The sequence below is a fragment of the Paenibacillus sp. FSL W7-1332 genome (genome assembly GCF_037969785.1).
Lineage (GTDB): Bacteria > Bacillota > Bacilli > Paenibacillales > Paenibacillaceae > Paenibacillus_AQ.
Genome location: NZ_CP150209.1, coordinates 1,421,287 through 1,448,185, shown reverse-complemented (window position 1 = coordinate 1,448,185; position 26,899 = coordinate 1,421,287). Strand labels below are relative to the sequence as shown.

20 protein-coding genes are annotated in these 26,899 nt (G+C 46.3%); 4 read left to right on the top strand and 16 right to left on the bottom strand.

Annotated elements, in window-relative coordinates; translation table 11 throughout:
- Positions 1 to 294 precede the first annotated feature (294 nt).
- The 3 genes from MKX98_RS06235 to MKX98_RS06225 all read right to left on the bottom strand — a co-directional run bounded on the left by MKX98_RS06235 (position 295) and on the right by MKX98_RS06225 (position 4,334).
- Positions 295 to 1,329, bottom strand: coding sequence for a glycoside hydrolase family protein (locus MKX98_RS06235; protein WP_339222103.1), 1,035 nt, complete (start codon positions 1,327 to 1,329; stop codon positions 295 to 297).
- Entirely contained in the window at positions 1,326 to 3,146 is a 1,821-nt protein-coding gene (locus tag MKX98_RS06230) for an alpha-L-fucosidase (RefSeq protein WP_339222101.1), read from the bottom strand. Before MKX98_RS06230 ends, MKX98_RS06235 begins: the two co-directional genes overlap by 4 nt.
- Positions 3,147 to 3,536: 390 nt before the next feature.
- A complete protein-coding gene (locus MKX98_RS06225; RefSeq protein WP_339222099.1) occupies positions 3,537 to 4,334 on the bottom strand; it encodes a hypothetical protein in 798 nt (265 codons plus the stop codon).
- Positions 4,335 to 4,771: 437 nt separating this feature from the next.
- Between MKX98_RS06225 and MKX98_RS06220 the strand changes: the two genes are divergently transcribed.
- Positions 4,772 to 6,292, top strand: a complete 1,521-nt coding sequence (locus tag MKX98_RS06220) for a GIY-YIG nuclease family protein (RefSeq protein WP_339222097.1) — start codon at positions 4,772 to 4,774, stop codon at positions 6,290 to 6,292.
- Between the two features lie 286 nt (positions 6,293 to 6,578).
- Here the strand turns inward: MKX98_RS06220 and MKX98_RS06215 are convergent, their stop codons facing one another.
- Positions 6,579 to 7,934, bottom strand: coding sequence for a helix-turn-helix transcriptional regulator (locus tag MKX98_RS06215; protein ID WP_339222096.1), 1,356 nt, complete (start codon positions 7,932 to 7,934; stop codon positions 6,579 to 6,581).
- A gap of 305 nt (positions 7,935 to 8,239) precedes the next feature.
- Here MKX98_RS06215 and MKX98_RS06210 point away from each other — a divergent pair, with 305 nt between their 5' ends.
- The 3 genes from MKX98_RS06210 (at position 8,240) to MKX98_RS06200 (ending at position 11,963) form a co-directional block, all read left to right on the top strand.
- Positions 8,240 to 8,560, top strand: coding sequence for a helix-turn-helix transcriptional regulator (locus MKX98_RS06210; RefSeq protein WP_216533142.1), 321 nt, complete (start codon positions 8,240 to 8,242; stop codon positions 8,558 to 8,560).
- Between the two features lie 605 nt (positions 8,561 to 9,165).
- Positions 9,166 to 10,377 (top strand): MFS transporter, encoded by a 1,212-nt coding sequence (locus MKX98_RS06205; RefSeq protein WP_339222093.1) that lies wholly within the window; start codon positions 9,166 to 9,168, stop codon positions 10,375 to 10,377.
- 122 nt (positions 10,378 to 10,499) lie between these two features.
- On the top strand, positions 10,500 to 11,963 hold the full coding sequence (locus tag MKX98_RS06200) for an Msr family ABC-F type ribosomal protection protein (protein ID WP_339224333.1): 1,464 nt from the start codon (positions 10,500 to 10,502) through the stop codon (positions 11,961 to 11,963).
- Between the two features lie 65 nt (positions 11,964 to 12,028).
- Here MKX98_RS06200 and MKX98_RS06195 read toward each other — a convergent pair whose 3' ends face one another.
- From MKX98_RS06195 to tenA, 12 genes are all read right to left on the bottom strand, one after another.
- The gene (locus MKX98_RS06195) at positions 12,029 to 13,273 is read right to left on the bottom strand and encodes a DUF4073 domain-containing protein (protein WP_339222091.1); all 1,245 of its coding nucleotides are present in this window, start codon (positions 13,271 to 13,273) and stop codon (positions 12,029 to 12,031) included.
- 426 nt (positions 13,274 to 13,699) lie between these two features.
- Positions 13,700 to 14,104: an Imm7 family immunity protein gene (locus tag MKX98_RS06190; protein WP_339222089.1), complete on the bottom strand. Its 405-nt coding sequence runs from the start codon at positions 14,102 to 14,104 to the stop codon at positions 13,700 to 13,702.
- 397 nt (positions 14,105 to 14,501) lie between these two features.
- On the bottom strand, positions 14,502 to 14,987 hold the full coding sequence (locus MKX98_RS06185; protein WP_339222087.1) for a hypothetical protein: 486 nt from the start codon (positions 14,985 to 14,987) through the stop codon (positions 14,502 to 14,504).
- Between the two features lies 1 nt (position 14,988).
- The gene (locus tag MKX98_RS06180; protein ID WP_339222085.1) at positions 14,989 to 16,239 is read right to left on the bottom strand and encodes a WXG100 family type VII secretion target; all 1,251 of its coding nucleotides are present in this window, start codon (positions 16,237 to 16,239) and stop codon (positions 14,989 to 14,991) included.
- A 504-nt stretch (positions 16,240 to 16,743) separates the two neighbouring features.
- Complete coding sequence (locus MKX98_RS06175) at positions 16,744 to 17,337, bottom strand: TetR/AcrR family transcriptional regulator (protein ID WP_339222083.1); 594 nt, start codon at positions 17,335 to 17,337, stop codon at positions 16,744 to 16,746.
- A 181-nt stretch (positions 17,338 to 17,518) separates the two neighbouring features.
- Positions 17,519 to 18,685: a dicarboxylate/amino acid:cation symporter gene (locus MKX98_RS06170; protein ID WP_339224331.1), complete on the bottom strand. Its 1,167-nt coding sequence runs from the start codon at positions 18,683 to 18,685 to the stop codon at positions 17,519 to 17,521.
- Positions 18,686 to 19,107: 422 nt separating this feature from the next.
- Entirely contained in the window at positions 19,108 to 21,123 is a 2,016-nt protein-coding gene (locus MKX98_RS06165) for a fructose-specific PTS transporter subunit EIIC (RefSeq protein WP_339222081.1), read from the bottom strand.
- Between the two features lie 247 nt (positions 21,124 to 21,370).
- A complete protein-coding gene (locus MKX98_RS06160; protein WP_339222079.1) occupies positions 21,371 to 23,323 on the bottom strand; it encodes a BglG family transcription antiterminator in 1,953 nt (650 codons plus the stop codon).
- 258 nt (positions 23,324 to 23,581) lie between these two features.
- Positions 23,582 to 24,247: a thiamine phosphate synthase gene (thiE, locus tag MKX98_RS06155; RefSeq protein ID WP_339222077.1), complete on the bottom strand. Its 666-nt coding sequence runs from the start codon at positions 24,245 to 24,247 to the stop codon at positions 23,582 to 23,584.
- Complete coding sequence (thiD, locus tag MKX98_RS06150) at positions 24,244 to 25,263, bottom strand: bifunctional hydroxymethylpyrimidine kinase/phosphomethylpyrimidine kinase (protein WP_339222075.1); 1,020 nt, start codon at positions 25,261 to 25,263, stop codon at positions 24,244 to 24,246. The genes thiE and thiD overlap by 4 nt, the downstream gene beginning before the upstream one ends.
- Complete coding sequence (gene thiM, locus MKX98_RS06145) at positions 25,260 to 26,102, bottom strand: hydroxyethylthiazole kinase (protein WP_339222073.1); 843 nt, start codon at positions 26,100 to 26,102, stop codon at positions 25,260 to 25,262. Before thiM ends, thiD begins: the two co-directional genes overlap by 4 nt.
- Positions 26,103 to 26,154: 52 nt before the next feature.
- Entirely contained in the window at positions 26,155 to 26,841 is a 687-nt protein-coding gene (tenA, locus tag MKX98_RS06140) for a thiaminase II (protein ID WP_220686393.1), read from the bottom strand.
- Positions 26,842 to 26,899 lie beyond the last annotated feature (58 nt).

Here is a 26,899-nt window from a genome sequence, read left to right as displayed (position 1 = left end):
CACGCACTTAAAAATGGGGGATTTGAGGCGGAACAGAGAAAAAAAGCCCTGCTGCTAGCATGGTCTATCCGGCCACGGTAAGCAAAAGGGCTTGCAAGGGGTGTACACGCAACCGTACACGGGCATGGCCGCTGCACCGCGCATGCTTCCAATGATCGGGGCTTCCCCAACAATATGGATCGCGCTATATATTTAAGTTTATAATTCCCCCCTAAATAGCGATTCATGGGATACAAGAATACATCCGCTTCAGGATCTTTTTATGTGATGCCCCGTTTCGGATACGTTTTGCTCTTACTCGTCGTCGTTCTCCACGATCTCCCGAATCGGAATCGCCATATTCCAGGTCTCCGTACAGTCGTGAAATCCGTTGGTTCCGTCCGAGGTCGCGGCAAACATCCAGGCTGGACGACCGTCCTCCATGAGTAAAAACGGCCGTTCGAGGTTACCCATTAGCCGTTCCGAGCCATCATCCCACCGTACTCTGCGAGAGTAAACCGGTTCTCCTGGTTGGGTTGTCATCTCCCACTGTTCCCCGTTCGCCGACCAAGCATGGACTCCGCTATAACGCTCTCCGCAGATAGAGCCGTCCATGTCCTTGGCAATCATCTCGTACCCGCGAGCCGTGCGCCAAACGAAGGGATCTTCAATATGAATGGATGGGGGAAACAGCGGTTCAGGCTGACGGGCGAAAGGCCCGTATACCGATTCCGAGCAGGCCAAACCCAGCTGCATGTTGCCATAGGAATGCCCTTCATAGGGACGGGATTTATAGATGAGCTTCACCGAACCATCCTCATGAACACAGGGGGCCGGATTAGACACCAAGAAGCTGTCAAAATAATTCGGGCGGGGCAGCAGAACCGGATGATCCCTTCGAGTCCACGGGCCGGTTACGGAAGGGGCAGTCGCCACGCCGATCCGTTTGTTCGCCCTGGCAACCACGACGAGCGGATCATTCGGAAGCAGCGGCTCACCTTCTTCAGGCAGCGGAAACGGAAACGTCGTGCCCATATAATAAAGCACGTACGTACCGTCCACCTTCACGATATGCGGATTGTGCACGCTGCATCCGTCCCAATAGGCCGGCGATCTGGCCCCAAGTAACGTCTCCTCGTATACATACGGTCCGGCAGGATGGTCGGAGACCGCCCGGACGATCTCCGAGGCCGCAAGCCAGCCGGGATGCATGGGCAAGGATTTCGGCCAGCGTGAAGCAAACATATGGTACCGTCCGTCCTCACCCTTGATGACGCTGCCGCACCATATCCAATAACCCGGCATTCGAAAGCCTCCTGCAACCGGTGCAGGAGCAAATACGATGTTCATGAATCCTCACTCCTCTTCACGGGTAGTAGCGTAACCTTGCGCAAATTCATTAAGGAATCCGATACCAGCGATAGCCCCCGTACTTCAAGACGGTGTACGCCTGCCGAGAGAATGGCCAGTTGACCCATTTCAAATTCTCTCCAGCATCCGTCGCCACCCGTATCGCAAACGGTATAAGCGAGCTTCCGTTCATTCAGGGACAATTCAAACCGTCCACCAGCCTGATCGGCTCCTGCTGAATAAGTGACCATGACCCGGCAGAGAATCGGCGTCTCTTCCTCCGATCGAAACGTCCATTGAACAGCCGCAGAAGATGTGGTCCAACTGGTCACGCCGTCATGACCACGTTTTCCGTTATCGTATCGCAGACCATCGCCCTCGATAACACCATCATAAGCCCAGAACGTATTCGCCATCTGGGATATAAACCTTGGAGTGAGATTCGTCTCCAACGCTCCATCCAGCTTCAGCTTGATCACCGTCGCATAGGCGTCCTGAGGTACCGAACGCACATCAATCTGCCAATCCCATGTCCCAAGCTGCCGGATCGGCAGGTTGTCTTCCTTCGCTCTCGTTCCGATAGGGCGCGCATACTGAACTCCGCTAGCGATACCGGGCAGTACCAGTAAACCATCCTGCGGCCATTCTCTCACCAGCAGGTACAAGAGTTTCTCATCCGGCTTCCATGTACAATAACCCCACTGGGGCTTACCGATCGGACTGCCGCTCGTGCCGTATATCGCTTCGCCGTTCCGCTCCAAAAAGCTGCCCACCGTCTCCAGCAGGCGTCTCGACGTACCGTCAATCGCTCCGCTTCCGAGCGGCCCGATATTCAGTACCAGATTGCCGTTCGCAGCTGCCACGCGCAGCAGCTGTTCGATCAGTTCATCCGGACTCTTCCAGTTGGCATCGTCATAACGGAACCCCCAGGAATCATTCAGCGTATGAATCGATTCCCAGTCCGACTGCACCGGATGGAACCGGAGCTGGTTATCATGCGGATTGCCGTAATCCGCAAACCGGTCATCCCGCAGCCGCTTGTTAATCAAGCAATCCGGCTGCAGCCGGCGTACCCGATCATGGAACCACACGGCATGCTCGTCGCTGATCTTATGACCGCAATCAAACCACATCAAACCAATCGGACCGTAATCGGTCAGCAGCTCCTCTACTTGAGGAAGCGCTTTCTCGTGAAGGTAACGCTCAAAGCGTTCCCGCTTATCGTCATCGTCGATCCATTCCTCCAGCAAATCCCACGCGCCGATGTTATCCGGGTAATCCAGCGTGTTCCCCTGCGAATCCGGGTGATGCCAGTCCATGGCATGGGAATAGTAGATTCCAAGGCGAATCCCCTGCGCTTCACAGACCTCTGCCAGCTCCTTGATCGGATCCCTTGGAAAATGAGCGTGGCGAGTAATCGAATACTCGCTGACCTTGGAATCGTACATCGCAAACCCATCATGATGCTTCGCCGTCACGATCATATATTTTGCCCCGGACCGCTTGGCCAGCGCTACCCATTCATGTGCATCAAAAGCCTCCGGGTTCATCCCGGCCGCTGCCTCCGCATACTCGGCCACCGGAATCTTCCCCCTGAGCTGGATATGCTCCGCATAATTTGCATCCACCCGTTGGCCGTTCCACTTCCCGCCCAGCATCGAATAAGGCCCCCAATGCACGAACAGCCCAAAGCGAGCTTCCCGCCACCAGGCTATCCGACGGTTACGATCATGATCATTTTGCAGCTTATTGCTTGCGAGAACATTGGACCTTTCCTGCACCAAACCGGCCCCATCCATGTATTCGTCCCGCTTCATACACGCCCTCCTCGCTGGCCGGCCATCGGCCAGAACCGTCTAATAACCTCCATTATAGAAGTTATGTCATGACAGCCTCTTTGTTTTTTTGGGTTGGGGTTGTGTTTTGTTGAGGTGAGAGGTCTTCGATTGAATGTCACAGTAATTCCATAGACTCATGGAGGGTGCAGTTAATTTTGATAAAATATGATTTTCCACCTTGGATTTAGGCGCACTTTTTACCTTTATCCATTCCCCCTTAATATTGATCCAGAATTTACCGATAGAGTATTGGTAGTGAATGATAGGTAAATACAAATAAAGGGGATCACATATGCTTTGTAAATTTGGAACACTCTAAATTTCACTGAAAATGTTATATGCGATATTAAAAGAAAGTATGTGAACTAGTTAGTCAAAGGTGATGATCATATTCTTTTTGTTCTTCTGTATTCTTATCAGTAGATAAAAGCTGACGATTTGAGTGACTAAAGACAAAATTGATAGACCTTCATAAATGAAAATTAAAACTGGTGAAAGTATTATATATCCAAATAAAAACCACTTAAATGTCCTTCCCTTATCCCTAACGTTACTCTTTATCAGAGTTATAACTGCTAGTATTGCTATTGCGCTTACAAAAATTGAAGTAAAAAAAGATCCTACAAACAATTTAGAATACCAAGTGTCTTGAGATTGATACTTAATGTAGCCCAGCAACAAGAACCATAGAAGAAGCCATATCATCATGATCGGTTTGAAAGGATCCGATAATCTCTTAATAAAACCTTCAACATCGGTAGTGCTGTCATATTCAGATAGTCTTTTTTTATCTTCCTCTAACTTCCTCACATCCACTTCAATAAAGGCTAGCATTGTTTCCAAATAGGCCGGATCTCCATATCTGTGATAGTCCATTACTACTCGCCGAACATCTTCACTTAAGAAGGGACTAAAATCTCCAATTTTATTAATAAGGCTAAGTTTTAATTCTCTGTGCCCCTTATCATGAAGTAGGCCTGCGGTACTCGCTTGTAATTGACTATATACCCTTATTTTCTCGTTAATATTATTGATCTTCGCCTTGTTATTCTGATTAATCATTTCCTTGAACTCTTTGTACATCCAAATAGTCGATGTACCCGCAATAATAATTACTAAAGTAGTAATAGGATTAGCACCTATTAATTTTGATATCTCTGACCACATCTTGTCGCTCCTTATCCTCCCTATTACAATGAAACTATGATATAGTTCTATAGACTTATTCAATTAATCGACCTGATATTCCTCTGATCACACAAAATTCACTATTGACTTTAGTGGAAAATCGACAAACAGCTGATAGGAATTGTTGTCATGTATGTACATTTGATAAAAGTAGATACCCATCTTGATAGTCATCCAATATTAGGTATATATTTTTAATATCATAGTTTGACAATATTCACCAATAACTATTATACTTTCTATGTGTTAACTACTCAGACCCTAGAACTATATCTTGATTATTTTTTTCTACATATGTTCATATGACACAGCCTCAAACTTCAACATCTACGGTTCAGTCTAATAGTGCAGCAACTAATCCGCTGCATATTAAAGACTGAACTTTTTTATATCAACATTATTAATCTGGAGGATTTATGTTTAAAAAAATCAAAGAGTTATTTAGATTAGATAAGTCATTACTGGAGAAAGATCAGCTGCTGCAAGAAAAACAAAGACAACTTAAAGCAGTGGAATCCAAGACTGCCAAACTTGAACAAGTCATTGAAGATACTGTGGCCCCGCTTCGAATTGCTATTGAAGATCGAGGAGTTGAGATCATCAGAGCAGCAAAGGAGGAAGCTTCATTAATTCTGGAAGAATCAAAAAAAACAGCTGCTAATCTACTCGAGGACTCAAAAAAAGACATCATTGAGCTTATCGACAAAAAGGATCAGCTCACAAATGAGGTACTGCAAGCAGAAGAATCTCTATCAAAGACCAATAAAGAGATCAATAGGTATGCCAAAACGGCAAAGAAACATAAAGCCGAGCTCCTTGGCATTAAACATCTTATGGAGCAGTTCCCATCCGCAATTGACTACTCAGTTATTGAGATGCATATGGGTACCTTTGAAGAATCCTTGAAGGAAGAAGGATTGCTTGAACCGATTGTGCAGTTGGAGCTCCATCATAAAAATTCTAAGATTTTAAAATCAGAGATGAATGCCAATTATAAAGATATCCGTAATTTGTTAGCATCCTATCAATCGCGTTATAACACAAAAGCAAATGCAACAATATATGAACTAATGGTCATTGGCTTGCAAGCTGAGTTACAGAATATATTGTATACCTTAAGTTATAGCAATCTCGATACCGCTCTTGAAAACTCAAAAACATTAATAGAGAAATATCTAAGAATCGCAGCCAATGGTAATGCGAGTATTCTGCCAACTATCACCCGCTTCTTATCCGAACTTGAGCCTCTTTTTGAGATCGCAATAAGAATTGAATACAAGTATTATATGCAGAAAGAGTTAGAAAAAGAAGAACAACGTCGAATCCGTGAAATGATGAGGCAGGAAGCAGAGGAAAAACGACTATTAGAAGAAGAACGTAAAAAAATCGAAAAAGAAGAAGAGAAATATCTCCAAGAGATGGCTAAAAACAGGGAATTACTTAATAAAGAGACGGACATAATCAAAATCGAAGCTCTTGAAGCCAGGCTAAAAGAACTCGAAGAACAATTTGATAGACTTGAGGAAAAAAAGGAAGAAGTTATCAAACGAGCAAATGGCAAAGCTGGGTATGTCTATGTCATTTCAAACTTAGGGTCCTTCGGTGACAACATGTTTAAGGTAGGGATGACTCGCCGGTTAGATCCGTTGGAGCGGGTAGACGAATTAGGTGACGCTTCTGTTCCGTTTAAATTCGATGTACATGCACTGGTATTCAGTGACGATGCCGTTGGCCTTGAACAGCAACTTCATCAGACTCTGGAAACTCAACGTGTAAACAAAGTTAATCTACGAAAAGAGTTCTTCTACGCGAGTGTGGAGGATCTTCAAAATATCGTTCATAGTATCGACCCAACTGTAGAATTCATAACCACCATGGCTGCAATGGAATATCGTCAAAGTGACAGTATGAGAATAAAAGAACCTGTTTCAGTTTAAATGGAAATACTAAATAAAAGGGGTAACCGGTTTGATCACCAGTTACCCCTTCCTATTCTCCCAAATGCTTGCTTAGTCACTTACGAATAAATCTCACAGAATCCATCCCGTTTCTGTGGATATGCATCACTGTTGGGAATATTCTTGCGTATTTTCCAGCTTAAATCTCAATATCCTCCAGAACCATGAGTATTATGTTGAACAAGAAGTGGCTCAGTGGTATGTAACGGAACACTAATAGACATGGTGACAATCAAGGCAACTAACCATAACACAATTTTTCTTTTCATTTCATAGGCACCTCGCTAATTAGAATATTATATCTATTCTGTGCTTCAACAGATGTAACATGTCTAAATTGCTCAAACGTTCGTACACAATTAAGAATAGCATTATCGTTGTGAATTTCAATGGCTGATGCCAAGCAATCTAGCAAGTTGTTAATACCTATATCATATCGCTGATTACGCAAGTAATAAAGGGATAACTCGCTTAAGAAACGTGTATACCGATCGGCCACCACTTGGTAGGTATATGTTCCAATATCGGCTTGTTTCACTGCAAAAGCAGAGATCTGGCTTTTAAATTTCTTAAGTATAAAATCTATATCAAAATTATATTTATTAGCTGCTTGAACAATCTTGATTAATGCAGGAAGAATCTCAGCCTCTCTTGATTCAATATAATTTACATACTGTGGCAGAACTTCAACTTGTCCCATCATAAGCTGATATAAACATGTATTCACAACAGCAAGCATGGCAAATTCTTCTTTGAGACGGAGAGCTTCCGCTGTATCCTCCCTGACCCAACTCAAATCGGCATATAATGAAACATACTTTAACGCTTCCTCGTATTCACCTCGTTCGTCACAAACAGCTGAACGCAGTAAATGCGAGTATATGATATACAAAAACAACGGTTGCTTAGGTTTATTATGTATCCCATATCTACTGGTTTGATAAAATTTATACTGAATCGTCGCCTTTTTGCCCATCTCTTCTGCCATTTCGTCGACTTTACCCCATTGCCGAAGTGATAGATATGTATTAGCCAAATCCTTCAACGCATCAAGTTGATCCACTTCATCTAAACGCTCGACGAATCCCTCAAATTTGGTGGCTGCCCGAAGATTTTTTTCCTGATCATGACCTAATGAGATCGTAAACAGTCGATAATGGCATATGGCTAACCGTTCAGAATGTTGATATTTCTCACTTTCGGCTACTGATTCAAAAATAATTGCGGCAGCTGAATTTTTACCCTGATGAAACAAATCCTCTGCTGTGTCAAAAAGCATCGGCACATAAGCTAGGTTATCCGTCATGTATCGAACAACCTTCTGAATTAACTCCAGCTTATCCAGTTCGGCACAGCGGTACAAAAACGGCTTTAGTCTTCTCCAATTCAGCGGATAAGCAAAACATTCATCCGCATACAGCTCATAAAAGCTGCCTTCGGGAAGTCCCATCGCCGATACCATTCGATCTAATTGCTGCATAGCAATGGGGCGTACACCCTTAATAATAGTGCTTAACGTCCCTGAGTTAATTTTTGATTGTTCCGCAAATTGATTTATAGTTAATCCCGTCTTTTTCAGGTAAAAATCCAATTCTGATCGTATCGTGGTTGTATGTATCAATTCAACAACCTCCAATAAGAATATCCGCATTCGGAACATCCATAATTTAGTATATCACTATAATAATAGTAATAGTATAGATTAATTTAACACCTGTCAATTAAAGCAAAAATCTATCTTCCCGCACAAAACCCACTTTGTTTAGGAAGTACCTCGGGGAATCATCCGCTACTACATTTGAATATATTTACAATTTATCACATGAATCTTTTAAGGACAATAATTAATATATAATGAATCTTTTAGTGACTCCAATATTAACTACCTTTTGTCTACACTTCTTATATAAGAGGAGTCGATCATATATGGATAAATCGATTGCAGAGAGATTGGGCATTATCATTCGAGAAATTAGAAAAAGTCAAAATCTTACTCAAGAGGAGCTTGCCGAGAAAATTGGTTCCTCCTTTAGTTATATAGGCAGGCTGGAAAGAGGAGAAGGCAATTTCACCGTGCAAACCCTCGAAAAGATTACAACAGCTCTTAGGCTCGACTTCTTTGACTTTATGTCATTAGGTAAAAAAGATAATGAGATCATATTAGAAATTAACTCGCTGCTTTTACAGCAGGATGAAGAAAACCAATTAAAAGGATTAAACATCCTTAAAGAGTTATACCGGAAATAAAAAATGAACAATACAAAAGATGTCATTACGAAAGATGTCTATCTTTCTTCCCTATGCAATTCTTTTGGGTCGACATTCAATACGATAACTAACTCCTGATTTTACAGGAGTTTTCGTAGCATCAGGTTAGCCAGAATCTTCTGGTTGGCCTTTTTTTGTGATCGTTTTACGAAGGGGGTAGCTGGGAGAACGTGGGGGTTTTAGGGGTAATGATCGTCTTTGGGGTGCTGTAAAATCAACATCAATTTTGATTGGAATATCCGGTCTTCCCTTTGCAACTATTTTATTGACAGGTGTGGCAGCCAATGTTATCATTCAACGTATCATTTATGAGGAGGCTCGTTATCTATGTTACATTCCATGCGTATAAGATAAGCTGGCAATAAAAAAGCGGATTTTCCAACCACAAATGTGGGCTTTTTTTGAGCTGCTTATTTCCTGCGTATGTAGACATAGATCGCGATCCGGATAGCTTTTTTTTGCTATGCCTTTATATCGCCATCTTCTCTCATTATCCATGCAGATTTAAGCCCCGTTGTGGACTCGGATCTGTATTTTTTATTGCCAAAAACAGCCGGACAATAAAAAATACAGGGAGTATAGACATGATACAACAAAATTGGAAGCGAAATTTCTTTACGATATGGACAGGTCAGGCGGTTTCACTAATTACGAGTGCCGTCCTTCAAATGGCCATCATTTGGCACCTAACCGAGACTACAGGATCAGCTATGGTGCTCTCCATGGCGACCATGGTTGGTTTTTTACCTCAGGCCGTGTTGGGAACCATGATCGGTGTTTTGGTTGACCGTTGGAATCGAAAAATGGTTATGATCGGTGCAGACCTCATGGTTGCAGCCGCTGGTGCTGCCTTGGCCATGGTCGCACTCTTCATCGAGCTGCCGGTATGGGTCGTGATGATCGTATTGTTTGTCCGTAGTATCGGAACGGCTTTTCACACGCCTGCTTTGAGTGCCGTAACGCCTTTACTGGTACCGGAAGATCAATTAACGAAATGCGCTGGTTACAGCCAATCGGTACAATCTGTAAGTTATATTCTGAGCCCAGCTATTGGAGCTTTCCTATATGCAACATGGGAATTAAACGCCATTATTGCCATGGATGTATTGGGTGCATTGATTGCCAGCATCACTGTGGCGATGATTGCTATTCCGAAGCAAGTTAGGCTGGTCGAAGATGTGAAAGGGAAGTTTTTCGAGGAAGCAAAAGAAGGATTTCGTATTTTCCGGGAATCTAAGGGGTTATTTTCATTGCTATGGATTGGTGCGCTATATATGTTTGTCTTCATGCCAATCAATGCATTGTTTCCCTTAATGAGCATGAGTTATTTTGGCGGGACGGCAACCCACGCTTCGATCGTAGAAATCGTCTTTGCCGCTGGAATGTTGATTGGCAGCTTGTTGCTTAGTGTGTGGGGCGGCTTCAAGAACCGAGCGATGAGCATCATTTTTTCCATATCGTTGATGGGAATTGCTTTGTTCATATCCGGCCTGCTGCCGATCCACGGCTTCCTGATCTTCGTTCTGTGCAGTGCGTTGATGGGCTTTTCAAGTCCATTTTACAATGGCGTACAGATGGCTCTGATCCAAGAGAAAATTCAACCTGAGTATTTAGGGCGTGTATTCGGCTTATTGGGCAGCATGATGTCCTTCGCCATGCCGATCGGATTAATCGTGTCGGGTATTTTTGCAGATCGAATTGGAATTCATACGTGGTTTATGTTATCTGGGGTGTGCATCATAGGAATTGCAGTTCTATGCGTGCTGCTTCCGTCTATCCGAAATTTAGACAAGTAAATATGAAAAGGGGCAATTCTTATGAGATCCATCCATTGGTACTTCTTTATTTAAACCTCTCTTCTTCAATCGCAGGCGATCCTGCGAACAGAAAACTGCGATTTTTGAAGGAGGCAATAATGATGGAATTATTGATAAAAGCAAAAGATATTTTGGTGGAATATTCGGGGCGCGATGTTCTGGACATTGACGAACTGGAGCTTTACGACTATGACCGAATCGGTCTGGTTGGCGCGAACGGAGCAGGAAAAAGCACACTGCTAAAAGTGCTGCTGGGGGAAATTCCTTTGTCCCATGGTAAACTTATTCGGGAAGGCAACTTCAGTTATATTCCCCAGTTGGATGATGTCATGGTGCAAGAGATCAAGGACTACGCTTTAATCGGCAAGCTGGGAATTGAAAGCTTCGAAGCGGAGATTATGAGCGGCGGTGAAGAAACACGGCTAAAAATAGCACAGGCCCTGTCCGGTGAGGTGCACGGAATCTTTGCCGATGAACCGACGTGTCACCTGGATCGAGATGGCATAGACTTTTTGATCCACCAGCTTAAATATTATTCGGGCGCATTACTCATCATCAGCCACGACCGTTATTTCCTTGACCAGGTCGTTGATAAGATCTGGGAGTTGAATGAGGGGAAAATCACGGAGTACTGGGGCGGATATTCCGATTACCTGCGCCAGAAGGAAGAGGAACGGCATAGCCAGGCTGCAAAATATAAGCAGTTTACTGCTGAACGGGAGCGGCTAGAGAAAGCCATTACTGAAAAGCACAATCAAGCTCGGAAGGTGGATCAAAAGGCCAAGGGCGCATCGCGAAAAAACAGCTCCGATAGCGGCGGCCGCCTGGCTCATCAAAAATCAACGGGCAGCAAACAAAAAAAGCTCCATAATGCCGCTAAACATATGGAGCACCGAATCGAAGCGCTCGGTGATGTGAAACCTCCTGAAGCCATGCGATCCATCCGTTTTCGGCAAAGCAAAGCTTTAGAGCTTCATCATCCGTTTCCGATCACCGGGAAAGAGATTTGCAAACAGTTTGAGGGCAAGGCGATATTCGAGAAGGCTTCCTTCCAGTTTCCATTAGGTGCCAAGATCGTGATCACCGGCGCGAACGGATCAGGTAAAACGACGCTCTTCAAGATGATTCTCCACCGTGAGCATGGTATTTCCGTATCCCCTAAAGCGGAAATCGGCTATTTTGCCCAAACGGGTTACAAGTTTGACCGTGATCAGGGTGTTATGGAGTTCATGTTAGAAAACTGTGATTATGAGGTATCGGAAATTCGCGCTGTCTTGGCATCCATGGGATTTTCTCAGCAAGATGTTCGCAAGGATTTATCCGTTTTAAGCGGCGGAGAACTCATGAAATTGCAGCTTGCCAAACTGTTGTTAGGGAGATATAACATCCTGTTGATGGATGAACCCAGCAATTTTCTGGATCTCCCTGCAGTGGAAGCGCTGGAACAATTGATGAAGAACTATGCTGGAACGATCATTTTCATATCGCACGATATCCGTTTGATAGAGAATGTAGCCGATACCGTATATGAAATCGAGGATAAAAAAATCATTCAGAGGGCTTAACGACATTGGTGTACCCAAAGAACAGAGCGTTGATAGAATCAACGCTCTGTTCTTTCTTTTCAACATTATTTTTTGAAAGTCACCTTTTTAGATAATCCATCTTCCAGGTTCATTTCACCTTTATGGCGAACGAATACATTTTGGTTTCCTTCAAATTTCGGAGGGTTCTTAGGATCATAGTCAACCCAGCGACCATTCCCATTCCCATTCACAGAGTATTCCATGTATTGGGTAGCACCAATGAGTTCATTTTTTTCATCATCGGCTTTAACATGAGGTGGTAATTGAGCAACCGTACCATGATGCACACCCAGCTCTTTAATGACTTTATCTGTTTTATAATCATACGCTTTGATCTTTACATCATTTCCGTTCACTTCAACCTGAAGTCCCTGTTTAAAATCATTGCCCGTCGACACTTCACCACCATTAGGCCCTGCCGATGCCCAGCCCGCCTGAATCCCAGCTGTGTTCACAACAGTAAAACCACGTTGATCTCCACCTTCTACTACCTTTTTACCTGCCCAATCCGGAAGATTCAGATCCCAGTGGCTGTGGCTTGTAAAAAGAATGACTTGCGGGTAATCCTTTAAGATCGCTTCTAATTTAGCCTGGTCTAAGTAATCACCTGTATACGGCGATTGATTAGAGCCTGAAATACTGTCCTTGAGGATATGATGACTAAAGAGGAAGATCGGTTTATTTGGATCGTTCTTGGAATATTCCTCAAGATTCTGCTTTAACCAATCAAGCTGCTCATCGCTAAGATAAACCTCATCCCACAAAGACGCATCATGGTAGTGCATATATTTTTCGGTTCCTAAGAAAAGGAACGGATATCCGTCTAACTCTTTTTTATGGTAGACTTTCTCCTCGCCAGTAAAGTTATAAAAATTTTGGAGCATTTCGGATTCCGGCGTATTATTCGGCCACGTGTTTTGCGCTAATTTGTTCGGTGCTGCCCATTTCGGTTTATAAAACTCGTGATTTCCTATGCTGTACCAAACATGTTCTGGATGAGGATTATGATCTAACACCTGTTGTACGGCTTGATATTCAAAATCCCAACCTCGGTCCGTAATATCACCGTTCACGATTAATGCTTTCGAAGCAGGGTTTACCTGTTTCATATCGTTAAGTACATGCTTAAAGTCATTGTAATCCCCTTGAATGTCACTGATGACATCAAAAGCAAGACCTGGATCTTTGGAGAATAGATGTTCATCCAGTTTTGCTTGAGCTGATCCTGAAAAAGCACCTGCATTGAAAACAATAGATGCTGCCATAATACTTGGTAGTAGCTTCTTCACTATGATTCCTCCTAGTTATCGTCATTTTCAGAATATGGTCCGCAAAACAATATAAGTTCCTATTTTATAGTAAACCGGAAATATTAGGGTAATATTCTCCTAGAGTTAATATTGCACAAAAAAATGTAAATTAACTAGAGTTGCAACCATATTTACAGAAAATAAAAACACATTCGAATGTGAATGTGTTTGCGCATCGTACACCCCTTTACCCAATCCCTTAGCTGCTTTATCTTCATAGAAAATACCATTATTCAAGTCTATCTCATCTAATTCACCAATTGGTTTTCCAGTGTGATCAACAGTTTCAACTTCTTTATTTTAGACTATATCTGCTTCGTATAACACCAATCAGGATACTTTCAACATCACTTTCCCTCAAAACATACATAAAGCGTGTCATCTGTAAGCTATTCCTTAATTGTGTTAATCCTCGTAAGCATCCTCTATTTTAGGTATAAATGGGGATAGAAAAGGATCATTATGCTCCATGATTTCTCCGCGAATTAAAGTGTAGACCTTGAATTCATTGAAAAGTTCTGCATCGTCACTATCTCTTATATACAGAACACCATATGATCCTGGAGCCAGCTCCCCAATCTTCCTTAAAACCTCAATTGGATTATGCTTTGTCACAGGTTTGTGATTATTAAGGCCTGCTATCCAAACTTGATAATCACCATTTACTGCTCTTAAATCCAATACTCCGGAGGGCCACTCTATCTCATCGAAATACTTTCGAATATCTTGAACAATCAACGAGTACTTTTCCTCATCATCTTCAAATGAGGAACTCTCTCTAATGGTTGCCCATCCATGATACTCATACATTTCATTTCATCCTCTCATGGTTTTAAAGTCTTCGCTTCCAGCTGATCAGAGGCCCTGTCGAATTGATCCGACACAGCCAACAGCACCTCAGGAGGTACAAGTATCTTGGACATTGGTCAACCTCTTCGTCATTTTGTTAGATAGTCATTCTACTTGATTTCAAATAACTGGAAAAGGTTCCAAGGTCCTCTTTATGTGGAGTAACGACTCAGTCGAAAATTCCCTAGCGATGCATAGATCTGCAAAAGCATGCAAAAAGAGTGTCGGTTCAGCCGACACTCGGTACTCGCAATGTTCATAACACTGTAGATTCTCAAATAAACTTTTTTATCTCCCATTAACACGATCCACGAACTTATTCTTTATAAATGAACTTTCGCAAGAAAATCCCCAATGACTATATCGTATTAGGATTCTTATAACACCAATCAGGATCATATGGTAGTGATTTCATTTTTTGCATATCTCCCCAACTATAAACCCAATCATATTCAGCAACCCAGAAATAATCATCAGGATTCAATTTAAGATATTCATATATAAATCGGAATACTAATTCTTCAACACCGAAAATTTCTTCAATAGTTCCAACTTGATATAACTTCTTATCAGGTTCTAAACCAACATCTTCATAATAGAAAAAATTAAGGTTGGGATTATCTATTGCGTCCACATAAAGTATAAATGAGTAATTATTATCTCGCACATTTTTATCGTTGATATTCAATGTTGTAGATAGCAGCTGCCCATTGTTAGCATAATTTTTACTATTATGAAAGTTCAACATGACATCAGCATGATAAGCAGAAATTATAGTATCCGCTAATAGTCGATCAGGCGTATACTTTTGGGGGCTCATTAATATAGAAGCAGAAGTTCCCACTTTATTTTATAACCTCCTTTAAATCAACTAATGAATTAACAATAATAACACCTTTAGATTCTATTTCTTCAAGCATGGTCTTGTGCTCTGGCCTAAGATTATTCATCGGCTTATCAATATACAAAATAACCTTTTTATGATCTGAATTAAAGAAGTTATCTTGACCAGCGTCAATTAGTTTATTAAATTGATCTTCTTTTACTGATTTAATTGATGCCTTAACTTCTATAATTGCATTATTAGTAACCACATCTAAATCACCAGCAGATTCACCATTATCCTTTAAGACTTTTTGTCCAAATCCTTTTACTTCGACTTCTTTTCTTACAAAATCCGCAACCTTTGCTTCGGTTGCTTTACCCACGTTTGAACTTTGTAATGCATTATCAATATCACGATTAATATTTTTGGGATGTTGATCAACCCAAGTTAGTTCATTACCTGCTGGATTCGTATATATCGTTTTATTTCCATCCTTAACTATAGTACCATTCGGATTGGCCTTAATGTCAGCTCCCTGACCCTTACCCCCATCTCCCCCCGAATCAGGCATGAGATTGGGCATGTTCTTTATCCCAATCCGGTTAAGAGCAAAAGCGCCTAAAGCCATGGCTCCCTGCTGCCCTAGATAGGCTGATTTCCCCATCTCATTCATTCGCTCTTGCTCGGCCTGTATCCTTTCATCGAATTTCTCTCGGGTGTCGCCAACGTCAAATGCCATTTTGGCACCCCATATGGTCGTATTCAAGACCTCCTCGGCAGTCCCTATTGTAACATCGTAAGCCATCTGTTTACCGGTTCCGATCGGGTCTTCGACCAAGGCGTTTGTCTTATCTTCAACCGCCCCCCACATCTCGGCGGCCCCCGATTTCGCACCTTTCGCGAAGTCTTTGGCTTCATCACCCAGATCTTTAAGTTGGTCACCAAACGACTTTACCTCAATGGCCTTACCATAGTGGACATTGCTCGTCCCTGCAGGGTTTAAGATCTGTGGAGCCGCACATCTGGGATCTAATTGGCCCTGCTCATTGTCCACCTGCATGAATTTATAGGCAATTCTCTTCAATTCCTGACTGGTCAGCTGCATATGCTCGATCGTCAATTTCATGTCGCGATAAGCCTGCTCGAACTCATAATAAAATCTCGAACATGTCGTCCCATCCCAACACGACGTCAGCATCTGAATCTGTTGATTCAGCGTGTTTTTGTTCGCTTCCAGCTGATCAGAGGCCCTGTCGAATTGATCCGACACTGCCTGCAGCACCTCAATCAGTAGGTACAAGTATCTTAGACATAGGTCAACCTCTTCGTCATTTGTTAGATAGTCATTCCACTTCAATTTAAATAACTTAGAAAAGGTTCCAGGTACTCTTTATGTGGAGTAACGACTCAGTCGAAAATTCCCTAGCGATGCATAGATCTGCAAAAGTATGCAAAAAAGAGTGTCGGTTCAGCCGACACTCGCTAGTCTTGCGCACTGTACGTCTAACTGTAGGCGTCGTTTGACTCCCCCCATTCAAACAGTTCACGAGCTCAATCTTTTTATTGTTTTTCTTCCTTCTTATTTCCTAAGGAGATTAAAAATCGCCTCCAGCCGTACGCTGTGATTGCATGACTCGCAGGAATATTTCCCTTTCTGGTTTTCCTTGAAATTTTTATATCCCATGCTTCCTTCGTACAGCCGAAATGTCTTCTTGCAGCAAAAGCATTCCACCTCATAATAAATCAATATGCTTTCACCTCCTTGGGAGCGTTCTTATTTGCGCGTGGCGTGATCAAAGATCGTAATCAGCTCCTCCACATATGCCTTTATGTGAAGATCGGGGTTTCTCATCAATTCCAGGCTGAATCCATCGATGGCATGCCGGATAGCGAGCGCCATGACTCGGGAGGATAACGGGGTGAATTCTCGAAAGGTTCCTTCTTTCGCCCCTGCATGCAGAATCGCCTCGATTGGTTGAACCACACCTTCATCCGTATCCGCCGAAAAACGAGGTTTCCCCTCCTTTGTCCACATGCCCGTCACGATTTCCACAACGGCAAAAACCATCTTCCGATGCTTCGCGATAAACTCCAAATTCGCTTCAATATACTTCTTGAGCCTGTTTCTCGGAGAGGCTTCGCTACGCAGAATCGGCTGCATAAAGGACTCATAGGCGATATAATACTCCGTCACCACCTGCTCCAGGAGATCATCCTTGCCCGCAAAATGATAGGAAATCACCCCTTTGCTAACGTTGGCACGCTTGGCGATTTGACCTATCGAAGCTTGGGCATAACCGACCTCGGCAATGGTTTCGATCGCGCATGCCACGATCTGCGCACGGCGAGCCTTCTCAATAAACGACATTTCCTTTTGGTCATCCGTTTTATTTTTAGTATTAATGATTATATTTTAGGACGATCGTACAGAAAAAATCAATAAGAAGCCTGCCCATCTCTTAGGAATGGGCAGGCTTCTCCTGAACTCATATAGGGTGCTGGATTCTGATACATTCGCGATGTAAAGTAGTAATCTGTGCTTACGTTATTCACGCAGGCTCAGATTTGCTCACGCGGTCCGTAATCACGGCGATAGCTCCATCTCCGGTTACATTACAAGCCGTTCCGAAGCTGTCTTGCGCAATATAGAGGGCGATCATGAGCGACGTTAGCGTCGTATCGAAGCCCAGCATGGACTCCAACAAGCCGAGTGCCGCCATAACGGCGCCTCCGGGAACTCCGGGAGCAGCAACCATCGTAATCCCCAGCATCAGAATGAAAGGGAACATCATGCCAAGGGATGTCGGCATCCCTGTCAGCAGCATGACGGCCATCGAGCAGCATACCAGCGTAATCGTGCTGCCGGATAGATGAATAGTTGCGCATAGAGGGATGACAAAATCAGCGACCTTCCCACTGACTCCGTTCAGCTTGGTTTGGCGCAGCGTAACCGGGATGGCAGCGGCAGAAGACTGCGTACCTATCGCCGTAAAATAAGCTGGCAGCATATTCTTCAGCATGGCAAACGGATTCTTATGCGCGACTTGACCAGCAACCAAGTATTGTATGATCAGGAACAGCACATGCAGGACAATGATCATAATAAATACTTTGGCGAATACCGACAGGATCATGGTCACTTGCCCGCCATAGGTTAAGTTAGCAAACACGCAGAGAATATGATATGGCAGCAGCGGAATGATGATCGAGGCAATCAGTTTCTCAACAATCTCGCGGAAATCAACCATGACCTTCTGCAAGGCTTGCCCCTTGATTACAGCCGCTCCCAGCCCCAGCGTAAAGGCAAGGAGCAGGGCAGTCATCACCCCGAATACAGGCGGCATGTCAACTTTAAAAAAGGGTTCCAGCAGCGCCTCTTCCGGATTGGTGTAGGAATTAACCAGACCGCCAACCTCCAACATATACGGATACAATAGCGTCGCTGCCAAGAATGCCAGCAGTCCCGCGATTATGGTGGAGAGATAAGCAAGGCCCGTGGTTACGCCCAGCAGGCGACCGGCTCCTCTTCCCAGCTCCCCGATCCCGGGAGCAATGAATCCGATGATAATTAAAGGTATGGCAAACCCAAGAAAGTTTCCAAATAACCCGCTAAAGGTAGCTAATCCGGCAACCAGCCATTCCGGTGAGAACGATCCGAGCGCAATGCCGAGCAAAATGGCTATAAGGATTTTCGGAAGTAAGCCAAGTTTTTTCATGTTCATGCTGTTATCACCCACAGATGTTATTTTCGTTTATTGTCCACTCTAAACGGACAAAATCCATTGGACACGGAACGAACAAACCTTATCATATTCTGGATATCATTGTCATTATGCAAAATATGACAGCATAACATACCCATAATAGATCAGATGACAGATATACAGATATGAGTGCCAAATACATGGAAAGGAGAAATGCCTACTTCGGTTCAAGTATGTGCAAAATTGAAGCCAGCCCCGCTCATTTCTGTGCGGGGCTGGCTTCATTGGAATCGCTTCATAAATCCCTAATATGATGAGATAACGGCAGGATTATCTCCAATAGATCAGCCACTATCCTTCTGCGATAAGCCAAGCTCCTTGGCTACTTTTGCCCACCAACCAATGGCTAGGTGGAGTCACTTTAGCATCTTGAATTAATGCACCTGATCAAGCAATTGATAGGCCTCTTCCTTCGTTGTCACCGCCAAGAGCGCTTCTCTGAAATCATCGTCCATAAGCTTGCGGGACAACATTTGCAGCACTTTTAAATGCGCATTCTGCTTGCTATTACGCGGCACGGCAATCATAAAGATCAGTTTGGCTTCGCTGCCGTCAAGACTCTTCCAGTCTACACCATCCTGCTGGATACCAAAGACCACGCTTGGTTTCAGGACAGCATCCGATTTACCGTGAGGAATCGCAATATTCATGCCGATGCCTGTGGAGCTTTCTTGTTCCCGGGCTAATATGGCCTGTTTAAAATCTCCGCCCGCTCTTATCGCCCCATTCCGCTCCAATACACCGATCATTTCGTCGATAACCGCATCCTGTGTCGTTCCGACCAGATTCAGGTTAATGAGATCCGGTGTAACAATATCCGTCAATTTCTCGACGCGGATAGCAGAAACTTCCGTTGCTGTACCGTTATTCATTACGGTTGGAGCCGCTTCGGCTGAGTCCGCAGCCAAGGGTGCATCCACATTTACTACGGACGCCCCACCTGCTTCGGCAGGAACCTCTATCGCTCCTTCTCCAACAACTGCCGGAGTCACAGCTGAAACGTCTTTCTTGAGCAGACTCACCATGATAACCGATACGGCTGCACCGACAATGACAGCGAGGAAGAACATCAACACATGATCAACGGCACCGAGCACGGCTACAATCGGGCCGCCATGGGCTACGCTGTCACCGACACTGCCAAACATGGCAATCACCGAACCCGTCATCGAACCGACCATGATGCTCGGAATGACGCGTAGAGGATCTTGCGCCGCGAATGGAATCGCTCCTTCGGTAATACCGAACAGTCCCATCGTAAATGTTGCCTTTCCAGCTTCACGTTCCGCAGGTGTAAACTTCTTTTTGTTAATCATTGCTGCCAGTCCCATGGCAATCGGAGGAACACAGATGGCAACGGCAATTTGGCCCATAATCACATAATTTCCTTCACCGATCATGGCCGAACCGAACAGGAACGCAACCTTATTCACGGGACCCCCCATGTCAAATGAAATCATCGCGCCCAGAATAAGCGCGAGCAGAATCGAACTTGTACCTTGCATTCCTGCTAGCCAGACGGTTAACGCTTCAAACAGATCCGCAACGGGAGCACCAATCACAAAGACGAAGATTAACCCTACAACTAGTGAAGCCAGTACAGGGATAACGATAATGGGCATAATCGGCTGCAGCGAGCGAGGAACCTTGATCCTTTTAATAGCAAGTGCAACATAACCCGCCAGGAAACCGGCAATAATCCCCCCGATAAATCCAGCTCCCGCTTCACTTCCATAAAAGCTGCCGTTGGCAGCAATGAACCCGCCGACCATACCTGGTGCAAGACCCGGCCTGTCCGCAATACTCATGGCGATAAAACCTGCAAGGATCGGAACCATGAAGGTAAACGCAGCCGCGCCGATACTCTCAATCGTTTTCCAGATCGAACCTTCCGGTATAACCAGCCCACCCGGCGTCTTTACGCCGCCCATCGTCAGTGCGATTGCAATGAGCAGTCCACCGATTACGATAAACGGTACCATATAGGATACGCCGTTCATCAAGTGACGGTAGACCGGATTTTGTTTAGGTTTGTTCTCTCCTGTCATATCTTCAGCAGCAGACTTGGACTGTGCTTGATAGACAGGCACATCCCCTTTCATCATCCGTTGGATCAGCTCTTCTGGACGACGGATACCATCCTGCACACCAACGACAAGCAGTTTTTTACCCACAAACCGGTCCTTTACCACCGTCTTATCCGCCGCGATAATAATGCCATCGGCTTCGCGGATATCCTGCTCCGTGAATTGGTTCTCCACGCCAATGGAACCTTGGGTCTCAACCTTCAACTCAACGCCAAGCTTAGCGCCTGCCTTCTGCAGATTCTCAGCGGCCATATACGTATGTGCAATTCCGTTAGGACATGAAGTAATCGCTAATAATTTCATGATCGTCATTCTCCTTTGCTGTCATGTTCCCGCTTACATTTATAGTGTACACGCTGAAAACGCTGTTATCGGATGAACTTTTTACCGGAACTTCCGGAAAAACAGGTTTATTTCGCAATAAAATATCCCCACATAGCGGAGCCTATGCTGCGATGCTTATTCCAATTACTTTGTAAGGATCCCAAAAAAATGTAAAAAGCAGGACGTATACCGTCCTGCTTCATCTTCACGGTTTCTAATACGAATGTTACCCTTTCAACGTACTCAGCAATCGCATCACATCCGTCTCCTTAGTCAACGCACTGACCAAAGCCGGCTGCTCACTGATCAGCGACAATTCTCTGAATAGCTGCCGCATCTCTTTCAGCTCATCATGTTTAATCGCAAGCAAGAACACAAGCTCTACCTTCTCGGTTCCCCAGGGAATCGGCTGCTTCAAAGTCACAACAACGATGCAGGACTGTTTAACCCGCTCCGCGCTGCCATGAGGGATGGCAATGCCACCCCCAATCGTCGTAGCAGACATATGCTCACGATCCAGCACACTTTCCGTATACCCTGCCTCGACATACCCTTTGTCCTCCAGCATTTGCGCAAACTTGGCGATTAACTGTTCTGGACGCTTTACCTCCTGCCGAGGAAAGACCAGAAAAGGAGTTGTATATTTCAAAAAGACCGATTCCTCAGCCGTCCTGCTGTCCGGCTCATCGATCCGCCGGATCGCTTGCTCCAGCTTCCGCTCGTCACTGGCCTCGAGCAAAGGGGAAACAAGGATATGTGGTGATTTTAGCTCGGGCAGATCAACGGTCGTAATGACAAGATCCACCTCATGAGCAGCCAGATAATCCTGCACTTCCGCTCTCGACATCGTTGCCTCCACATGCACGGACGGGAATCTCCGTTCCACCTTCGCGAGAAGCAATTGGGACATCCCAACGCCCATATGACACACAATAATGACCTTCTGAGGGTGGCTTTCATTCTGGTGAAGCCGTTCCACAGACGCCTGAAAGTGCAGCGTCAAATATGCGGCTTCCTCTTCGGGAAAGTGCAGATGGAGCGCTCCCCCTACCTCTTCCAGTGCCATGATGACCCGATCGAACATATAGGGATACATCTTTTTGATCTCAGCCAGCATTGGATTGGACACAGCCAGACCGTAATGGAGACGGTTCATGGTCGTGTACAAATGCACTTTCAACCCGTTCAATAATACCTGGTCCTTGGAAAAAGGGATCATATTCAGCTCCGACATCCGCCGAATCAGTTGTTCAACCAATTGGGGCAGCAGAGGGTGGCTGTCTGCCAGATCGCTCCGCCCAGCGCCTCCGTCCTCCTGCGTGTATCGGAACTTCCCTCCAAGCAGGTGCAGGGTTAGATATGCGGTTTCTTCCTTGGAAAAAGGTACAGCGAACAGCTTTTGCAGCTGCCTCAAAAAGTCTATCGCCCATTCAAATTCCGCTTTGTTCTCCAAAAAGGCCATGTCCTGCTCGGAGAGCGAAATCGGCTGTCCCAGCTTGGTCCGTTTGACCATGAGCAGAATATGCAGCATCAGGCTTTCAAAGGTTTCATCGGTAAAGCGGAGCTGATGCTGCTTTTGCAACGCCTTCAACTCATTGTATACGGTTGCAATCTCATGCGGTTCATACTGATTACGCATCATCTGTCCCGTCAACTCCGGACGGTTGATCAGTTGGTTCAACCGCGCCAGCGCCATCCGTTTGTTCTTCTCCGTGCCCTCAATCATGAAACCTACACGCTGTTTCGTCATTAAGCTCAGATCAAAGCTGCGCAGCCAGTCCCCAATCTTTTCCATATCCCGACGGATAATTGCCTTGTTCACGTAAAACGGCGAAGCCAGGTTCTGCAGGGTTACGGGCTTCGCGTTCATCAAGAGCCGATAGGCCAGGTGCAGCACCCTTTCCTCGTCGGATTCATCCTCGGTGGTACGCTCGTTGGAATACAAGCGGTGGAATAAATCAGCCTGATCCGCTTCTCCGATCTCCAGATAAACGCCAAGTCCCGGCCTTTTCACCAGATGGCCACTGGAGTGCTGAACTATATATTCTTCAATCACCTTCAGATCGTTTCGGATCGTCTTCTCCGAGCACTCGGTCTGATCCGCCAGATCCTGAACGAGCCACAGCCGGTTCGGTTCCATTAATAAATTACGAAAAATCTCTTTTTGCCTATTATTCATTCCGATCTCCTATTCAACTTATTTGGAGAGCTCACTATTCGTGGAGCAGGTACATTGTCCTACGTATATCATATCCGGGTCGCTATGGCAATCTGATCTGGTATGGAACGCGAGAATGGACCCAAAGAATGGCATGTTGAGGGATAAGCTGAACATATACAGTAATATAAAATCTGACGTAAACAAAAAAAGAGTGCCGAAGAAATTCGACACTCTTGTTCATGATCCTTATCATGACCCTCTTACATTTTAAAAAATTCATTCGGTTGCACAGCGTATCTTTCCTATAAAAGCCTCCACAGCCTCTCGCGCCGACTCCGCTCCCGTCACGGCGGATATCACGGCGACGCCATCCGCACCCGCCCCCATCACTTCCTCCACGCGCTCCACGGTAATCCCGCCAATCCCAACAATCGGCAGGTGGATGCCAGCTTCGCGCATTTCTCGAAGGATCGCTGGGCCTTGCGCAGCCTTGGCATCATCCTTCGAGCGGGTCGGATAGATCGGGCCGATACCAAGATAATCGGCGCCGTGGAGAATGGCGCGCCTGGCTTCCTCAACAGAATGGGCCGAGACGCCCAGTATCCGATTGCCGATCCGCTCACGTACCGAAGCCGCAGATTCATCATCCTGGCCGATGTGCACGCCGTCGGCGTTCAGCTTCAGTGCCAGCTCCACATCATCATTGACGATGAAGGGTACGCCCGCTTGGCGGCACTGATCCTGGATCCGGCGAGCCAGCCGGATCATCGGCTCGCCAACAAGTGCGCCCTGTCCCTTCTCGCGGAACTGGACCATGGTCGTGCCGCCGGCCAATGCATCCTGCACGACCCGGCTTGGCTCGACGATGCAATTCACGCTGCCAAGTACGAGGTACATCCGTAGATGCTGCCTCATCATCTCGGGTGTCACTCTGCCCGTCATCGCAGCACCTCCTGATGGCGGCGACGATACGCCCAATGATTCGTTGGGCCGTGTCCCTGTCCCAGGTTTAAGCCGTCCTCAATGGCCGCCTGGATGAATATGCGCCCGTTCTGAATGGCATCGAATGCGCTCAAGCCTTTGGCCAGGCCTGCGGTAATCGCGGCAGAGAAAGTACAGCCGGTACCATGCGTATGAACGGTATGAATTCTTTGTCCATATAATTCTGTAAAGGCGATACCATCGTATACGAGGTCCATGACTGGAGGACTGTCGGGATTACCGAATCTGTCATCGTTCTTGATCATGGGGGAGCGTCCCTCATAAAACTCCCCGTTATGGCTGGCGGTTCTTGTTTGGCGATACGTACTTTCGGACTGAGACAACTCTTCCTGCTGGGTACCCGCCGCCATAGCTGATCCCCTGTCTCTTTCGTGATCCGCAACTTCACCGCCGCGGGTCATTCCCTCGTCATGACCGCCTTTGATCACAACGATCTTGGGCCCCAGATCCTGGATACGTCTCGCCGCTTCCTTCCGATCTTCCTTCGTGCGGATACGCATCCCCGCCAATACTTCGGCCTCCGGTATATTGGGGGTGACAATTAACGCCAGCGGCAGCAAATCCTCTCTTAAAGCCTGCACTGCTTCGCTTTGCAGCAGCTCTGCTCCGCCCTTGGCGATCATCACGGGATCCACAACGACCTTCTCCCAGCCGAATGCCCGGATCCGGTCAGCAGCCAGGCGAATGATCTCGGCATTGAACAGCATGCCTGTCTTCAATGCATCGACTCCGAGGTCCGAGCCAACCGCTTCAATCTGCTCCGCAGCTGCTTCGGGAGGCAGCGGATAAACGCCGTGAACCCCCAATGTGTTCTGCACCGTGATCGCCGTAATCGCTGACATGCCGTATACGCCGAGCTCCTGGAAGGTTTTCAGATCAGCCTGAATGCCGGCACCGCCGCCGCTGTCAGACCCCGCAATCGTCAGTGCCCGAGGAACGTGAGACTTGCTGCTCATCGTGCGCCACCTGCAGTGGACGCTTCCGCTTCCCGAACAGCGGCATAGCCCTCCAGCGAGCCCGGATGAAGCTTTGCCAGCTCATCCAGGAAAGCAATCTGGAAGCTTCCCGGTCCCTGGTCCGCGGTTCGCTCTGCAGCTCTCGCCGCCGCGGCCCCGTAGAAGGCCAGGCCCGCCGTACCGGCAAGCAGCAGGTTTGCTTCCACTGCGGCAAAGGCACCCAGCACCGAGGTCAGCAGGCACCCTGCGCCGGTCACCTTCGTGAGCAGAGCATCCCCGCCGGTAATGATACGTACTTCGATTCCATCGGTAATCACGTCCTCTTCACCGGTAATGGCCACGATCGTGCCTACTTCGCGCGCAGCCCGCACGGCCAGCTCGGCATGATCACTGCCCGTGCTGTTGCCAGCGTCTACGCCTTTGATCTCGCGGGCCTCCCCGACAAGGTGAGCGACTTCAGCCGCATTCCCGCGCACGAGCGATACCTTCACTTCGCTTAGAATCCGCAGTGCCGACTCCGTCCGAAAACGGGTCGCTCCCGCACCGACCGGGTCCAGCAGGACCGGCACGCCGTGTGCGTTCGCCGATTGTCCGGCTATGATCATCGCATCCACAAGCTCGCGGTTCAGCGTGCCGATGTTCAATACGAGCGCGCCTGCGATGGCGGCCATATCCGCCACTTCCTCCGGCGCGTAAGCCATGACCGGCGACGCGCCCAGCGCGTACAAGCCGTTAGCCGTAAAATTCGTAACCACCACGTTCGTCATGTTGTGAACGAGGGGGCTCGTCTGCCGTACCTTTGTTAAAAGCGCCGAAACTTCATTTTCCCATGTATGCATATGAATCAGCCTCTCTTCGCTATATTGGAATTTATGAGCTAGTTAGGTCTCCTTACAGCACCGCAGCCTGCAGCGGCACCGGCCATTCCTCCTGCTTATAAGCCATATCCCAAAACATATACTCCAGCTGGCAGCTCAGCATAAAATGCTCCTTCATCCGTTCTCGCTCGGCTGCCGTCGCACGCTCCGCCCATTCATCGACACGGCTGCAGAACTTGGCTGTCGCGTCTTCCCCCCGGTTGCCGTAGAAATAAATCCAGTCGTAGAACGGATGGGATTCATCCGGCTTCACTTCATCCAGCAGCTTGCGGCCAATCTCCAGGTAGGTCCACGGGCAAGGCAGCAGTACGGCCATAATCTCGCCCAGACTGCCCTCATGCGCCACTGTAAGCATATGACGGATATAGTGATGAGCGGACGGAGCCAGCGGATAGCCTTGAAGCTCTTCGTAAGTCACCCCGGCGGCTGCGCAAAAATTCTGATGCGGATGCACCTCGCTATGCAGGATGAATGAGATTTGTTCGTTAAAGGTCGCGATCTCTTCCCGGCTGGTCGATTTGGATATGGCGATGCCGTAAATTCGCATGTAGGCGTTCAAATACTCAAAATCCTGCTTCACATAGTGGATCAGTTGTTCCCGCGCCAGTTTTCCCTCGGCAATGCCTTTTACAAAGGGATGATCGAAGATTGCTTGAAAAATGCCTCCCGCCTGCTGACGGAGCTCTTGCGTAAAACTCATTTTTGTCCCCACCTCCAACATATTGAAGAGCAGGAAGTCCATAAGACACGACTTTCCA

Coding starts and splice junctions, on each gene's coding strand:
- MKX98_RS06210 (WP_216533142.1), top strand. CDS start 8,240: ATGGATAAATCGATTGCAGAGAGATTGGGCATTATCATTCGAGAAATT.
- thiE (WP_339222077.1), bottom strand. CDS start 24,247: ATGACGGGCAGAGTGACACCCGAGATGATGAGGCAGCATCTACGGATG.
- MKX98_RS06230 (WP_339222101.1), bottom strand. CDS start 3,146: ATGAAGCGGGACGAATACATGGATGGGGCCGGTTTGGTGCAGGAAAGG.
- MKX98_RS06200 (WP_339224333.1), top strand. CDS start 10,500: ATGGAATTATTGATAAAAGCAAAAGATATTTTGGTGGAATATTCGGGG.
- tenA (WP_220686393.1), bottom strand. CDS start 26,841: ATGAGTTTTACGCAAGAGCTCCGTCAGCAGGCGGGAGGCATTTTTCAA.
- MKX98_RS06160 (WP_339222079.1), bottom strand. CDS start 23,323: ATGAATAATAGGCAAAAAGAGATTTTTCGTAATTTATTAATGGAACCG.
- MKX98_RS06165 (WP_339222081.1), bottom strand. CDS start 21,123: ATGAAATTATTAGCGATTACTTCATGTCCTAACGGAATTGCACATACG.
- MKX98_RS06175 (WP_339222083.1), bottom strand. CDS start 17,337: ATGTCGTTTATTGAGAAGGCTCGCCGTGCGCAGATCGTGGCATGCGCG.
- MKX98_RS06235 (WP_339222103.1), bottom strand. CDS start 1,329: ATGAACATCGTATTTGCTCCTGCACCGGTTGCAGGAGGCTTTCGAATG.
- MKX98_RS06205 (WP_339222093.1), top strand. CDS start 9,166: ATGATACAACAAAATTGGAAGCGAAATTTCTTTACGATATGGACAGGT.
- thiM (WP_339222073.1), bottom strand. CDS start 26,102: ATGCATACATGGGAAAATGAAGTTTCGGCGCTTTTAACAAAGGTACGG.
- thiD (WP_339222075.1), bottom strand. CDS start 25,263: ATGAGCAGCAAGTCTCACGTTCCTCGGGCACTGACGATTGCGGGGTCT.
- MKX98_RS06170 (WP_339224331.1), bottom strand. CDS start 18,685: ATGAAAAAACTTGGCTTACTTCCGAAAATCCTTATAGCCATTTTGCTC.
- MKX98_RS06225 (WP_339222099.1), bottom strand. CDS start 4,334: ATGTGGTCAGAGATATCAAAATTAATAGGTGCTAATCCTATTACTACT.
- MKX98_RS06190 (WP_339222089.1), bottom strand. CDS start 14,104: ATGTATGAGTATCATGGATGGGCAACCATTAGAGAGAGTTCCTCATTT.
- MKX98_RS06220 (WP_339222097.1), top strand. CDS start 4,772: ATGTTTAAAAAAATCAAAGAGTTATTTAGATTAGATAAGTCATTACTG.